Annotated in this window: 15 protein-coding genes; 6 read left to right on the plus strand and 9 right to left on the minus strand. The window is 65.4% G+C overall.

Features of this window, described 5'->3' with window-relative positions; genetic code table 11:
• Nucleotide 1 precedes the first annotated feature (1 nt).
• The 5 genes from E8M84_RS00490 to E8M84_RS00510 all read right to left on the minus strand — a co-directional run bounded on the left by E8M84_RS00490 (nt 2) and on the right by E8M84_RS00510 (nt 4,973).
• Nucleotides 2-910, minus strand: coding sequence for an extensin family protein (locus E8M84_RS00490; protein ID WP_137109219.1), 909 nt, complete (start codon nt 908-910; stop codon nt 2-4).
• Nucleotides 910-1,830: a prephenate/arogenate dehydrogenase family protein gene (locus E8M84_RS00495; RefSeq protein ID WP_137109220.1), complete on the minus strand. Its 921-nt coding sequence runs from the start codon at nt 1,828-1,830 to the stop codon at nt 910-912. Before E8M84_RS00495 ends, E8M84_RS00490 begins: the two co-directional genes overlap by 1 nt.
• Nucleotides 1,827-2,912 carry a histidinol-phosphate transaminase gene (gene hisC, locus E8M84_RS00500; protein ID WP_137109221.1) on the minus strand — a complete coding sequence of 362 codons (1,086 nt, stop codon included), beginning with the start codon at nt 2,910-2,912 and terminating at the stop codon, nt 1,827-1,829. Before hisC ends, E8M84_RS00495 begins: the two co-directional genes overlap by 4 nt.
• Nucleotides 2,913-3,012: 100 nt before the next feature.
• Nucleotides 3,013-4,428 (minus strand): homospermidine synthase, encoded by a 1,416-nt coding sequence (locus E8M84_RS00505; RefSeq protein ID WP_137109222.1) that lies wholly within the window; start codon nt 4,426-4,428, stop codon nt 3,013-3,015.
• An 11-nt stretch (nt 4,429-4,439) separates the two neighbouring features.
• Nucleotides 4,440-4,973, minus strand: coding sequence for a TIGR00645 family protein (locus E8M84_RS00510; protein ID WP_137109223.1), 534 nt, complete (start codon nt 4,971-4,973; stop codon nt 4,440-4,442).
• Nucleotides 4,974-5,102: 129 nt separating this feature from the next.
• On the opposite strand from E8M84_RS00510, the gene E8M84_RS00515 reads away from it, so the two are divergent.
• Genes E8M84_RS00515 through E8M84_RS00525 form a run of 3 tightly spaced genes read left to right on the plus strand, consistent with a single transcriptional unit; the run spans nt 5,103 to nt 6,309 of the window.
• Nucleotides 5,103-5,435 (plus strand): helix-turn-helix transcriptional regulator, encoded by a 333-nt coding sequence (locus tag E8M84_RS00515; protein ID WP_137109224.1) that lies wholly within the window; start codon nt 5,103-5,105, stop codon nt 5,433-5,435.
• Complete coding sequence (locus tag E8M84_RS00520) at nt 5,432-5,893, plus strand: SRPBCC family protein (protein ID WP_137109225.1); 462 nt, start codon at nt 5,432-5,434, stop codon at nt 5,891-5,893. The genes E8M84_RS00515 and E8M84_RS00520 overlap by 4 nt, the downstream gene beginning before the upstream one ends.
• The gene (locus E8M84_RS00525; protein WP_137109226.1) at nt 5,893-6,309 is read left to right on the plus strand and encodes a GFA family protein; all 417 of its coding nucleotides are present in this window, start codon (nt 5,893-5,895) and stop codon (nt 6,307-6,309) included. Before E8M84_RS00520 ends, E8M84_RS00525 begins: the two co-directional genes overlap by 1 nt.
• Nucleotides 6,310-6,366: 57 nt before the next feature.
• On the opposite strand, the gene rpsD is transcribed toward E8M84_RS00525, so the two are convergent.
• The 4 genes from rpsD to E8M84_RS00545 all read right to left on the minus strand — a co-directional run bounded on the left by rpsD (nt 6,367) and on the right by E8M84_RS00545 (nt 10,103).
• A complete protein-coding gene (gene rpsD / locus E8M84_RS00530) occupies nt 6,367-6,987 on the minus strand; it encodes a 30S ribosomal protein S4 (protein WP_137109227.1) in 621 nt (206 codons plus the stop codon).
• Nucleotides 6,988-7,155: 168 nt separating this feature from the next.
• Nucleotides 7,156-7,599, minus strand: a complete 444-nt coding sequence (locus E8M84_RS00535; RefSeq protein WP_240790251.1) for a MarR family winged helix-turn-helix transcriptional regulator — start codon at nt 7,597-7,599, stop codon at nt 7,156-7,158.
• An 8-nt stretch (nt 7,600-7,607) separates the two neighbouring features.
• Entirely contained in the window at nt 7,608-8,360 is a 753-nt protein-coding gene (locus E8M84_RS00540) for an SDR family NAD(P)-dependent oxidoreductase (RefSeq protein WP_137109228.1), read from the minus strand.
• Nucleotides 8,361-10,103, minus strand: coding sequence for an AMP-binding protein (locus E8M84_RS00545; protein ID WP_137109229.1), 1,743 nt, complete (start codon nt 10,101-10,103; stop codon nt 8,361-8,363).
• A gap of 130 nt (nt 10,104-10,233) precedes the next feature.
• On the opposite strand from E8M84_RS00545, the gene E8M84_RS00550 reads away from it, so the two are divergent.
• Genes E8M84_RS00550 through E8M84_RS00560 form a run of 3 tightly spaced genes read left to right on the plus strand, consistent with a single transcriptional unit; the run spans nt 10,234 to nt 12,621 of the window.
• Nucleotides 10,234-11,016, plus strand: coding sequence for a crotonase/enoyl-CoA hydratase family protein (locus tag E8M84_RS00550; RefSeq protein ID WP_137109230.1), 783 nt, complete (start codon nt 10,234-10,236; stop codon nt 11,014-11,016).
• Nucleotides 11,013-11,888, plus strand: a complete 876-nt coding sequence (locus tag E8M84_RS00555) for an amidohydrolase family protein (RefSeq protein ID WP_137109231.1) — start codon at nt 11,013-11,015, stop codon at nt 11,886-11,888. The genes E8M84_RS00550 and E8M84_RS00555 overlap by 4 nt, the downstream gene beginning before the upstream one ends.
• A 49-nt stretch (nt 11,889-11,937) precedes the next feature.
• On the plus strand, nt 11,938-12,621 hold the full coding sequence (locus tag E8M84_RS00560) for a GntR family transcriptional regulator (RefSeq protein ID WP_137109232.1): 684 nt from the start codon (nt 11,938-11,940) through the stop codon (nt 12,619-12,621).
• Nucleotides 12,622-12,645 lie beyond the last annotated feature (24 nt).

Here is a 12,645-nt window from a genome sequence, read left to right on the forward strand (position 1 = left end):
CTCACCGGCAATAGGCCCCGCCCTTCCGGGCCGAGGTGTCGAAGTGGAAATGGTCCTCGTGATACCCGTCCGAGCCGGGGCCGAGGGTCGTCTTGAAGTAGCCGCACCCGGCCTTGTAGATGCGCCGCAGCAGCTTGTTGTAGTTCTGCGCCACGGTCAGCACCTTCCCGTTGGACAGGATGAAGGCCGAGATGTCGATGGCGCGGCCCTTGCCGTGCTCGCTGACCTTGGCACCCTTCACGTTGTTGCGGCTGCGGCAGATGTAATGCGCCGCAACCTGCAACTCGACCAGTTTGCCGTCGAAGGCGGGTTGCGCGACCTCGTCCACCCAGGAATTCAGCGCCTTGGCGATGGAACAATCGACCGTCGCCGCCTGCGACAGGCGCACCCCCGCGACCGAGGTGACGCGCACCGGGTTTTCCACGCCGCAACCGCTGACCTTGGATCCGATCCGCGCGATTTCCTCGCCCTTGATCGCCGGCACGCCGCAGACCGATCCGGCCGTGGACGCCTTCTCGCGTCGCTTCTTGCGTTCTTCCTTCCGGGTCGGGGGCGGGATGGCCGCCAGGTCGATCTCATCGTCGGGCTCGCGACCGGACAGATCGAGGCCCGGCGCGTTCGAGGCAGATTTCAGCCCAGCCAACCGCGTCGTCAGAGCCTCGGGACGGCGCAGCGGGCGCAATGACCGCAGCAGCGCATCGGAAGGCAGGTCCGGGACGGCCTCCGCTGCGCTTGCGGTCGGGACCAGCGCCTCGGCCTGTGCCTGCAGGTGCCCCGCCACGTCTGCGGCCTGCACGATGGGGGAAAGCTTCGGATTCGCGGGCGGCCGGGGCGAGCGGTCGATTTCCTGCGCGAAGGCCCCCTGCGACAGGCAGAGGCTCAGCGCGAGAAGGATCGCGCGCAACCGCATCAGCCCTTCTTCTCTGGCGGCGCAGCGCGACCGAAGTCCGGCGCGGCCGTGTCCTGCCCGGCTTCGATGATGCCACGGCGGATCGCACGGGTGCGGGTGAAATAGGCGTGCAGGTGGTCGCCATCCCCCATCCGGATCGCCCGCTGCAGGACGAACAGCTCTTCGGCAAAGCGGCCAAGGATATCCAGCACCGCGTCCTTGTTGGTCAGGAACACGTCGCGCCACATCACCGGGTCGCTGGCCGCGATCCGGGTAAAGTCGCGGAAGCCCGAGGCGGAATACTTGATGACCTCGGACTGCGAGACCCGCCGCATGTGGTCGGCCACGCCCACCATCGTATAGGCAATCGCATGGGGGACGTGACTGACAACGGCCAGCACCAGGTCGTGATGCTCGACATCCATCTCGTCGACATTCGCGCCCATCGCTTCCAGAGCCGACCGCAGCCGCGTCACCGCCGCCGCATCGGCATCCGCTCCCGGCGTCAAAAGCCACCAGCGGTTCTGGAACAGGGTCGCAAAGCCCGAGCGCGGGCCAGAATACTCGGTCCCCGCCAGCGGGTGACCGGGGATGAAATGCACGCCGTTAGGCATGTGCGGCGCCACGGCATCGACCACCGCCCGCTTGACCGACCCCACATCCGTCACCGTCGCTCCGGGTTTCAGATGCGGCCCGATCTCGGCAGCAATCTCGCCCATTGCTCCAACCGGCACCGCCAGCACCACAAGGTCCGCGCCCTTGACCGCCTCGGCGGCCGTCTCGTTCACCCGGTCGCAGAACAGGTCCTTCGCCACCGTCCGCGTCTCGGGTGACTTGGCGTAGCCCACGATCTCGCCCGCCAGCCCCTGCGCACGCATGGCATGCGCCATCGACGACGCGATCAGCCCGAGACCGATAAGGGCGACGCGCTGGTAGATCATTTGACACCCTTGAACTGCGCCACCGCATGGGCGACCTGGCGGCAGGACGATTCATCGCCAATCGTGATCCGCAGGCAGTGCGGCAGCTTGTATCCTGCGACGCGCCGCACGATCAGACCCTGCGCCTGCAGGAAGGCATCGCAGGCCTCGGCCTCTTCCTGGCTGGCAAAGCGGGCGAGGATGAAGTTGGCCATCGACGTGTCCGAGGGCACCCCGATCTCGGCCAAGGCATTGGCCAGCCACGACCGCATCCGCGTGTTCTCGCTGCGGCAGCGCGCGACAAAGTCCTGGTCGCGGACGGCGGCCTCGGCGGTCTCCAGTTGCGTGGTCGACAGGTTGAAGGGCCCCCGGATGCGGTTCAACACGTCAATGACGTGCTTCGGCCCATAGCCCCAACCGATCCGTAACCCGCCCAGACCGTAGATCTTCGAAAAGGTCCGCGTCATCACCACGTTGTCACGCGCATCGACCAGCGAAGCGCCGCCATCGTAGCCTTCGACATATTCCGCATAGGCCCCGTCCAGCACCAACAGCGCCTGCGGCGGCAGGCTTTCGGCCAGGCGCGCGATCTCGGCGCCCGAGATCATCGTGCCGGTGGGGTTGTTCGGGTTGGCAAGGAAGACCAGCTTGGTCCGCCGGTTGCAGGCCGACAGGATTGCATCCACATCCGCCGTCCGCTCCCGCTCCTGCACCTCGACCGGGGTCGCGCCCACGGCCATGGTCGAGATGCGGTACATCAGGAACCCGTGTTCGGTGAACACGACCTCATCGCGCGGCCCGGCATAGGCCTGGCAAAGAAAGGTGATGATCTCGTCCGACCCGGCGCCGCAGATGATGCGGCTTGCATCAAGCTTGTGCACCTCGGCAATGGCCGCGCGCAGGTCGGCGTGGTCGGTGTTCGGGTAGCGGTGCAAGGTATGCACAGTGCGGCCAAAGGCTTCCTTCGCCTTGTCCGAGGCCCCGAAAGGGTTCTCGTTCGACGACAGCTTGACCACGTTGGCCACACCCGCCACATGCGCCTTGCCGCCCTCGTAAAGCGCGATGTCAAGAATGCCTGGCTGTGGCTTGATCTGGTCGTTCATGCGGGCCCCCGGGAGTCACGCCCCGTTTAGCCGCCCGGCGCTGGCATGGCCAGAACCTTTCGCCGGGATCGGCATCGCGGTGCAGGCCGCAACCTGCCGATCACACGGCCAGGAAGTTGGTGAATTGCCAAGGGTCCTGATCGTCGCGGTCCTCGGCAAAGCTATTGATCCGGTTCTGGATCGGGGTCCAGTCGGTGTAGTGGCACTCGATGGACCCAAGGTAGGGACGCTGGACCTCCAGGCAACGGACATGGTCCATCTCGTCGGCCTCGACGAAGCCCGCGTTCGGGTTCTCCGCCGCCCAGACCATTGCCGCCAGCACGGCGGACGTCACCTGCATCCCCGTCGCATTCTGGTAAGGCGCAAGCCGCCGCGCTTCCTCGCAGGACAGACGCGAGCCGTACCACATCGCGCCCTTGGCATGACCGTAGAGGAACATACCCAGGTCATCGCCGCCCGAGGTGATCTCCTCAGCGGTCAGGATATGCTGATCCGGCTGCCGCTTTCCGGCCCCGTTCATTTCGTGCAAGCTCAGGATGGCGTCGTTGCAGGGGTGGTAGGCGTAGTGGCAGGTCGGCCGGTAGACCGCCTTCGCCCCGTCCCAGACCGTGTAGTAATCCGGGATCGACAGCGCCTCATTGTGGGTGATGACATAGCCGAACTGCGGCCCCACGTCCGGACACCACGACCGCACCCGCGTATCCGCGCCGGGCCGGTCGATCCAGATCGCATAGCCGGGCCCGTGGTCAAAGGCGTGGCCGTGCGGGGGCAACTTCTTTTCGTGCGTGCCCCAGCCCAGTTCGGCCGGCTGATAGCCCTCGGACAGAAGCCCATCCACCGACCAGGTGTTCACGAAAACGCCCAAGGGCTTCGGATGTGCCGAAACCTGGGTATCCCGCTCGGCCACATGGATGCCCTTGACCCCCAGCCCCTGCATCAGCCGCGCCCAATCTTCGCGGGACTGCGGATCGGCCTTGACCCCGGTATCCGAAGCCAGCCGCAGCAGCGCCTCTTTCAAAAGCCACGACACCATCCCGGGGTTCGCCCCGCAGCAGCTGACCGCGGTCGGTCCACCCACATAGGCCTTGCCCAGTTCCCGCACCCGTTCGCGCAGCGGATAGTTCGTCCGCTCCGCGTTGGGCAGCGAGGACCCGAAGTAGAACCCCGGCCAGGGCTCCACCACCGTGTCGATGTACTGGACCCCGATCTCTTGCGCGAGCTTCATCAACTCTATGGAATCCACATCCACCGACAGGTTGACGATCATCCCGCGCCCCTGCGGGAACAGCGGGCGCAGCACCTCGGCGAAATTGTCGGCGGTCAGCGCCACTTGCAGATGCCGGATCCCATGCTCGCTCAGGATACCGGCATGGTCATCCAGCGGCTCGATCACGGTGAACTGCGCCCGGTCGAACCCGATATGCCGTTCGATCAGCGGCAGCACCCCCCGGCCGATAGAGCCAAAGCCAATCATCACCAGCGCGCCGTCGATGCGCGCATGCACGGGATAGGTCATCGCGTAACTCCTTACTTGTAGGACCGGGCCTGCAGCCAGTCCATCAGCGCCATCAGGACGCCCGAGACCACGAAGGTCAGATGTATCACCACGAGCCAGAGCATCTCGGTCTCGCCGAAGGTGGTCGCCGTATCGAGATCGCTGATTTCCATGAACCGCTTGAGCAGATGGATCCCCGAGATCGCGACGATCGAGGCGATCAGCTTCATCTTCAGCCCGCCGAAGTCGACCTTGCCCATCCATCCCGGCTTGTCTGCGCCCGCGTCGAAATCGAACTTGGACACAAAGCTTTCGTAGCCCGAGAACATGACGATCAACAGCAGATTCGCCGCCAGCGTCAGGTCGATCAGCGTCAGCGCGACGAGGATCATCTTCTCGGCAGTCATGTCGAAGATCTGCGGCAGATAGTAGACCATCTCCTTGAGAAAGATCACCGTCAGCATCCCAAGCGCCACGGCCAGACCCAGATACATCGGCGCCATCAGCCAGCGGCTGGCAAACAGCCCCCGTTCAAAGCGGTTTTCGAGGCTGGGCTTGTCGGTCATCGGCATGATCCCCCTGCGGACGCGTTGTCCTGCGACATAGGGAAAATGGCGCTGAAATGGAAGGCAGCAACCGAGGCCCTGGTCCAACCGGGTTGACATGCAGGTATTTACCTGCATATCTTGCACCTGATGGAAACGGTTCCGGATACAGACAAGGTGTTCAAGGCTCTGGGCGATCCCACCCGGCGCAGGCTGCTTGACCTCTTGTGCGAAGACAACGGCCAGACCCTTGGCCAGCTTTGCACGCATCTGGACATGGCACGGCAATCAGTAACCCAGCACCTTGACCTGCTGGAGGCAGCCAATCTGGTCAGCACTGTCCGCAAGGGCCGCGAGAAGCTCCACTTCATCAACCCCGTGCCGTTGCACGACATCTATGAACGCTGGGTCCGCAAGTTCGAAACGCAGCGCCTGACCCTGCTGCATGATCTGAAACGCGAGTTGGAAGGGAATCAGGAATGACCACCGAACGCACAAGTTTTGTCTATGTCACCTTCATCTCTGCACCCCCGGAAAAGGTGTTCGAGGCCCTCACCAGCGCCGACATCACCAGCCGCTACTGGGGGCATTCGAACGTATCGGACTGGCAGCCCGGATCGCGCTGGGACCATGTCCGCACCGAAACGGGGGTGGCGGAACTGACCGGAAAGGTGGTCGAACACATGCCACCGTCCAGGCTGGTCATCAGTTGGGTGAACAAGTCCCAGGAAACCGAGCCCGAGGCCTATTCCCGCGTCACCTTCGACGTCATCCCCTATGACGGCATGACCAAGCTGATCGTCACTCACGACGACCTGATCAAGGGCAGCGGCATGGAGCAGGGCGTCAGCAAGGGCTGGCCCATCGTGCTGTCCAGCCTCAAGTCCTATCTTGAGACCGGCACCGGCCTGAACGTCTTCGCCAAACCGAAGGCCGCGTGATGGAGGCCCCCTTCACCGGCGGTTGCGCCTGCGGGGCGTTGCGGTATGCGATGACGGGCCAGCCAGTCGAGCAGACCCATTGCCAATGCCGCGATTGCCAAAGACGGAGCGGCAGCGGGCATTCCTCTTGGCTGGTCTTTGCCGAAACGCCGGGGGCTGTGGTCAGCGGGCCTGCCAGCGCATGGTCGGTTCTGGCCGAGACTGGCATGGAAAAGCGCCACGCCTTCTGCCCGATCTGCGGCACCCCGGTCTATCTGGCGTTCCCGGCCATGCCCGGCATTATCGCCGTCACCGCTGCCAGTCTGGATGACCCCGGCCGCTTTGCTCCCCGGCAGGTCACCTGGACCCGCGCCGCGCAAGCCTGGGACAGCCTGCCCCCCGGGCTGACCGCCTACGCCCAGATGCCGCCCGCCTGACCCAAATGAAAAGGCCCGCCAGAAGGCGGGCCTTTGCGGGGTGCGCTAGAGCACCGCTTAGTTCTTCGCGTAGTATTCGACGACCAGGTTCGGTTCCATCTGGACCGGATAGGGCACGTCGCCCAGGCCCGGAGTGCGAACGAACTTCGCCGTCAGCTTGTTGTTGTCGACTTCCAGATAGTCCGGAACGTCGCGCTCGGTCAGCTGGATCGCTTCCAGGATCGCCGCCATCTGGCGCGACTTTTCGCGGACCGAGATCACGTCACCTTCCGACACGCGGTACGACGCGATGTTCACGCGCTTGCCGTTCACCAGAACGTGGCCGTGGTTGACGAACTGGCGGGCGGCGAAAATGGTCGGGACGAACTTGGCGCGGTAGACCACCGCGTCAAGACGACGCTCCAACAGGCCGATCAGCATCTCGCCGGTGTCGCCGCGCACACGCTCGGCTTCGCCATAGATCTTGCGGAACTGCTTTTCGGTCAGGTCGCCGTAGTAGCCCTTGAGCTTCTGCTTGGCGCGCAGCTGCGTACCGAAGTCCGACAGCTTGTTCTTCCGGCGCTGGCCGTGCTGGCCCGGGCCGTACTCGCGCTTGTTGATCGGGGACTTCGGACGGCCCCAGATGTTCTCGCCCATGCGGCGGTCGATCTTGTACTTGGCAGAGGTGCGTTTGGTCACCGCTGATCTCCTTCTGTGTTACGAAGGGCGTTGTCCTTTGACCTTTCGGCCCGACAGGCATCCCCTTGCGGGGGCCACCAACACCAATGAAAAGTCCCGGAATCGCTTCCGGGACTGGCGGGCTTATACAAGGGAAACCGGGGGAGTCAACAGCAGCCCCGTCCGGGATCACGCGCGAACCGGCATTGCCCAGACGCGGCGGAGAAGATGGACCAGCGTTGCACGTTCAAGCATGCTCAGCGCGGCGAAGACCCGATCCTCATGCGCCTGGACTGCGCGGGTGGCGGCCTCGGCCAGGGCGATCCCGGCTTTGGCAGGGATCAGCGCATGGCGGCGGCGGTCGCCGGGCACCGGCTCACGCGTCACCAGTCCCCGGTTCGCAAGCTCGTCGATCAACTGCACCAGGTTCGACTTTTCGATCCGCAGGACATCGGCGAGGTCGCTCTGGCTGATGCCTGGGGTCCGGACGATCACCAGCAACGCGGAATAGGACACGGCCCGCAGGCCGAATTCGGCCAGGACCTGCGCCAGGTCGGCCTGCACCACCGTCAGCGCGCGCTTCATGTTGTAGCCGATGAACTGCGACACACCTGCGTCGAGATTGTCGTTCACGGGACCTCCTATCGTGGCGGCAGCCGGGTTCCACCATCCAGGCGGATCACCTCGGCGTTCAGATAACGGTTCGTCAGGCAGAAGACCACGGCATCGGCGAACTCGGCCGGAGTGCCAGAGCGCGAAGGGAAGGGGATCGAGGCCGAAATGCCCGCGCGCACCTCCTCGGACAGTTCGCCCAGCAGCGGCGTCTCGAAAATGCCGGGCGCAACCGTGTTCACCCGGATGCCGAAGCGCGCCAGTTCCCGCGCGGCCGGAAGGGCAAGCGAGACGATGCCCCCCTTCGACGCCGCATAGGCCGCCTGACCCAACTGCCCGTCGAACGCCGCAACGCTGGCCGTGCTGACGATTGCCCCCCGCTCGCCCCCCGCGTCGGGGGTGTTGGCGGACATCCGGGCCGCGGTCAGGCGCAGCATGTTGAACGTGCCGAACAGGTTCACCGCCACGATCTTCTGGAACGCTGCGAGGTCCATCGGCCCATCGCGCCCCACGATTCGGGACGCCCCGCCGATCCCGGCGCAATTGACCAGCCCGCGCAGGGGGCCGAATGCGGCAATCGTTCTGTCCAGCGCCGCGCCAGCCTCCGGGTCGGTCACGTCCAGCGCAAGGGCCAGGCCGTCCACTTCGGCGGCAACTGCCTCGGCACCCTTAAGGTCGATTACGGTGACCCGCGCCCCTTCCGCCGCAAGCCTTCGTGCGGTCGCGGCCCCCAGCCCCGATCCGGCCCCCGTCACCGCCACATGAGTCCCCTGCAGTTCCATCTATGCCTCTCCGTACAGTGCCGCGACTTCGTCGGGTCTCTCGCGCAGGACCGCGCGCTGGTTGATCGAGCCCTTGTCGGTGACTTCGCCCCTTTCGAACCGCAGGGGCGAGGCGAGGAAGCGGGCCTTCACCACGCGCGTCGCGCTGCCACCGCCCATCGCGCGCATCCGCGTTAGCCCCGCGTCGACCAGGGCCATCGCCTCGGGATCGCCATTCAGGTCATCCGGAAGGTCCCGCCCCAGCGCCTGCTGCAACCGCGCCCGGTTGGGAAGCAGCAAGGCCCGCAGATCGTCACGCTCGGGCCCCGCGATGACCGCATCGGTGATGATCCCCTCCATCGCCGCGACCAGTGCCGCCCGCACCTCCTGCACCGAAACCCAGGTGCCCGAGGCCAGCTTGAAGTTCTCGGCCAGCCGACCGTCGAACACGAAGCCCTGCGCCGGATCGCCCGGAACCGCAAAGCGCAGCGCGTCGCCCAGCCGGTAGAAGCCTTCCTCATCGAAGGCCTGCGCCGTCAGATCAGGATCGCGCCAATAGCCGGGCGTCACCGACGGGCTTTTCAGCCGCGCCTCCAGCTTTCCTTCCGCCGGAACCAGTTTCAGGACCACTCCGACAGCCGGAATTCCGATATTGCCCGGCGCCGGCTTTGCGTCGGTGTGATACAGTGCAAAGGGTCCGGTCTCGGTCGCGCCCAGGCCCGAGACAACCGGCACCCCGCCCGGCACATGCCGCGCGGACAGGGTCGCCAGACGGTCCCAGACGGGCTGGCTCATCCCGGCGCCCGCGTACATCAGCATCCGCAGGCGCGAGAAGAAGTGCCCGGCAAGGGCCTTGTCCGTCTCCAGCCGGTCCAGGATGAACTGATAGCCGATCGGCACGTTGAAGTACCAGGTCGGCGCCACCTCGCCCAGGTTCTGCAGGGTCGCGGCGATGCCATCGGGTGTCGGGCGGCCGTGGTCGATATGGTAGGTCCCGCCATTCCAGATCGCCATGTTGAAGACCTTGTTGCCCGAAGCCGTGTGGTTCCACGGCGCCCAGTCCAGCAGGACCGGGGGTTCGATCTTCAGAAAGTCATAGGCCTCGCGCACCATCGCCTGATTGGCGGTCAGCATGCCGTGGGTCTGGATCACCGCCTTGGGCTTGCCGGTCGTGCCCGAGGTGAACAGGAACTTGGCGACCGTCGCGGCGGTCACCGCAGCATGGGCGGCGGCAACCTCTGGGCCAGCGCTTTGCCGCGCCAGCGCCTGGATATCCGTTGCCGCAAGCACCGGGACGCCGGGCAGATGCACCGCAAAGGCCGGATTGCCGGGCTCGTCGGCCAGCACGGCGCCAGGGCTCAGCTGCACGGCGACCTGACCCAGCTTCTCGCCACCGTGCCCGGCATAGGCCGGGGCGATGGCGGCCGAGGGAATGCCGACATGCTGCGCGCCAAGCGCAGCCAAAGCATGTGCCAGCGAATTTCCGGCCACGATCAGCAGCGGGCGCTCAGCCGACAGACCCATCGCCAGCAGCGCCCCGCCAAGGGCCGCAATCGCCTTGGCCGCCTGACCATAGGTCATCCGCACCCAGCCCTCGCCCTGCCGTTCGGCCATCCAGACACGGTCCGGGTCGGTCGCGGCCCAGTGCAGAAGCCGGTCGTTGATCGTCACCGGATGTGGCGGCAGTTCCCCCTCGACCCAGATCAGATGGCTGCCATCGTCGCGGATGACATGTTGCAGGGCAGGACGCTGCGGTTCGGTCATGACTCCCCCCAAGACAAGGACGAACTCCTCCTCCGACCGTTATATCACATAATGATTGGTCCAAAGAAAAATGCAAGACTTGTGTGAGGCAAAACCATTATATAGGATAACTAAATCGAGGGAGGACCAGATGACCGCCGACACCCCCATCCTGTATGAACTGCGCGGCGACATCGCGCTGATCGGGTTGAACCGCGAACCCAAGCGAAATGCCATTTCCGACCGCGTGGTCGAGGCGCTGCACTTGGCCGTCGAACGCGCGCAAGATGAGGCGAAGGCTGCCGTGCTGTGGGGTGAAGGCAAGCATTTCTGCGCGGGCCTCGACCTTGCCGAACATGCCGAAAAGCCGTTAATCGCTGCCGTCAAGGGCTCACGCCGCTGGCACCGGGTCTTTGACGGCATCGAACGCGGCGGCATCCCCTTTGTCGCGGCGCTGCAGGGTGGTGTGGTCGGCGGCGGCTTCGAACTTGCCGCCGCAGCGCATGTCCGGGTGGCCGACGCGACTGCCTTCTTTGGCCTGCCGGAAGGCCAGCGCGGCATCTTCGTCGGCGGTGGCGGATCGGTCCGCATCGCCCGGCTGATCGGGGCGCAGCGCATGGGGGACATGATGCTGACTGGCCGCACCGTCTCGCCCCAGCAGATGGAGGTCTGGGGCGGTGTTTCATACGTCGTCGAGGCCGGGCAGGCGCTGACCCGCGCCATCGAGTTGGCGACCGTGGCGGCCAGCAATGCCGCGATGTCGAACTATGCCATCATCAACGCGCTGCCCCGCATCCGCGACATGTCGTCCGAAGACGGGCTTTTCGTCGAAAGCCTGATGTCCTCGCTGACGTCCGTGACCCCCGAGGCGACCGAACGCCTGCGCGCTTTTCTCGACAAGCGCGTGGCAAAGCTGGAGGCACCCAAGGAATGAACCTCGACGACCTGATCGCCATCGACTTCCACACCCATGCCGAAGAGCCGTGTGACTGCGGCCGGGATGACGGCTACAACGAGTTTCAGGCCGGCATGGCCGCCTATTTCCGTAATCCGGCGGGCGCGCACGGCATGCTGCCCACCGTCCCCGAAACCGCCGCCTACTTCCGCGACCGCAAGATCGCCGCGGTGATCTTTGGCGTCGATGCCGAACGCGAGACCGGCTTTCGCCGCCATTCCAACGAGGACATCGCGCGCCTCGCCGCCGAGAACGGCGACATCCTGATCCCCTTCGCCTCGATCGACCCAGCCAAGGGCAAGACCGGCGCGCGCGAGGCTCGGCGTCTGGTGCGGGACTTCGGGGTCAAGGGCTTCAAGTTCCACCCGACCATGCAGGGCTTCTATCCCAACGACCGCATGGCCTATCCCCTGTACGAGGCCATCGCCGAGGAAGGTGCGATTGCGCTCTTCCACACCGGGCAGACCGGGGTGGGGTCGGGCATGCGGGGCGGCATGGGGATGCGGTTGAAGTATTCGAACCCGATCCACATCGACGACGTTGCCGTGGATTTCCCCGACATGCAGATCGTCCTGGCGCATCCGTCCTTTCCCTGGACCGAGGAAGGTCTGGCCGTCGCTCAGCACAAGCCGAATGTCTGGATCGACATGTCGGGATGGTCGCCGAAGTACTTCCCGCCGCAGTTCGTGCATTACGCCAACACGATCCTGAAGCATAAGATGCTGTTCGGCTCGGACTGGCCCGCGATCACGCCCGACCGCTGGCTGAAGGACTTTGAGGCCATCGCGATCCGGGACGAGGTCCGTCCGCTGATCCTGAAGGAAAACGCCCGGCGTCTATTGAAGATGTAATGTATACATTTGGACCGGGACGGGTTAGCCACGCCTTGTATCCATTCCGGTGACCGCCGTGTCCGACGCCAAGACCTCTCACAGCCAACGCGCGCTGATCACCCTGCGCCAGCGCATCCTGTCCGGAGCGTTGCCGGGCGGCACGCGGCTGGCCGAAGTGGCCCTTGCCGACGAACTGGGAATCTCCCGCACCCCGATCCGCGCCGCCCTGTCTCGGCTGGCCGAAGAGGCACTGCTGGAAAGAAAGGGCGCAGGCTTTGTCGTCCGCCGCTTTGATCTGGCCGACGTGGTCGACGCGATCGAACTGCGGGGCGTGCTGGAAGGCACTGCCGCGCGACTGGCCGCCGAACGCGGGGTCTTGCCCGCAGACCTGGCGGAAGCTGATGAAATACTTGGCAAAATCGACATCGCGCTGGCCGACCCCCTCGACCTCGATGCCTATTCCAACCTGAACAGCCGCTTTCACGCGCTCTTGGCCCGGATGGCCCAAAGCCCGGTTCTGCAGACCGAGATCGCCCGCATTTCGGGCCTGCCCTTCGCCGGCCCCTCGGCCTTCATCGAGGACACCCGCGCCCGGCAGCTGGCGACCACCTTGACCCTGGCGCAGTCCCAGCACCGCGCGATCATCGAGGCCATCACCGCCCGCGAAGGCGCAAGGGCCGAGGCCTTGGCCCGCGAGCACGCCCGCGCCGCCCGCCGCAATGCCGAGGACCTGCTGGCGCGACAGCGCTGAATGTATGCAATCTGCGCGATTGCG

It is taken from the genome of Rhodobacter sp. SY28-1 (assembly GCF_005222785.1).
Classification (GTDB): domain Bacteria; phylum Pseudomonadota; class Alphaproteobacteria; order Rhodobacterales; family Rhodobacteraceae; genus Tabrizicola.

What these genes read in the sequence shown, in the direction of transcription:
- E8M84_RS00540 (WP_137109228.1), bottom strand. Translation starts at nt 8,360, where the DNA reads ATGGAACTGCAGGGGACTCATGTGGCGGTGACGGGGGCCGGATCGGGG.
- E8M84_RS00555 (WP_137109231.1), top strand. Translation starts at nt 11,013, where the DNA reads ATGAACCTCGACGACCTGATCGCCATCGACTTCCACACCCATGCCGAA.
- hisC (WP_137109221.1), bottom strand. Translation starts at nt 2,912, where the DNA reads ATGAACGACCAGATCAAGCCACAGCCAGGCATTCTTGACATCGCGCTT.
- E8M84_RS00550 (WP_137109230.1), top strand. Translation starts at nt 10,234, where the DNA reads ATGACCGCCGACACCCCCATCCTGTATGAACTGCGCGGCGACATCGCG.
- E8M84_RS00495 (WP_137109220.1), bottom strand. Translation starts at nt 1,830, where the DNA reads ATGATCTACCAGCGCGTCGCCCTTATCGGTCTCGGGCTGATCGCGTCG.
- E8M84_RS00490 (WP_137109219.1), bottom strand. Translation starts at nt 910, where the DNA reads ATGCGGTTGCGCGCGATCCTTCTCGCGCTGAGCCTCTGCCTGTCGCAG.
- E8M84_RS00505 (WP_137109222.1), bottom strand. Translation starts at nt 4,428, where the DNA reads ATGACCTATCCCGTGCATGCGCGCATCGACGGCGCGCTGGTGATGATT.
- E8M84_RS00510 (WP_137109223.1), bottom strand. Translation starts at nt 4,973, where the DNA reads ATGACCGACAAGCCCAGCCTCGAAAACCGCTTTGAACGGGGGCTGTTT.
- E8M84_RS00545 (WP_137109229.1), bottom strand. Translation starts at nt 10,103, where the DNA reads ATGACCGAACCGCAGCGTCCTGCCCTGCAACATGTCATCCGCGACGAT.
- E8M84_RS00525 (WP_137109226.1), top strand. Translation starts at nt 5,893, where the DNA reads ATGGAGGCCCCCTTCACCGGCGGTTGCGCCTGCGGGGCGTTGCGGTAT.
- E8M84_RS00520 (WP_137109225.1), top strand. Translation starts at nt 5,432, where the DNA reads ATGACCACCGAACGCACAAGTTTTGTCTATGTCACCTTCATCTCTGCA.
- E8M84_RS00515 (WP_137109224.1), top strand. Translation starts at nt 5,103, where the DNA reads ATGGAAACGGTTCCGGATACAGACAAGGTGTTCAAGGCTCTGGGCGAT.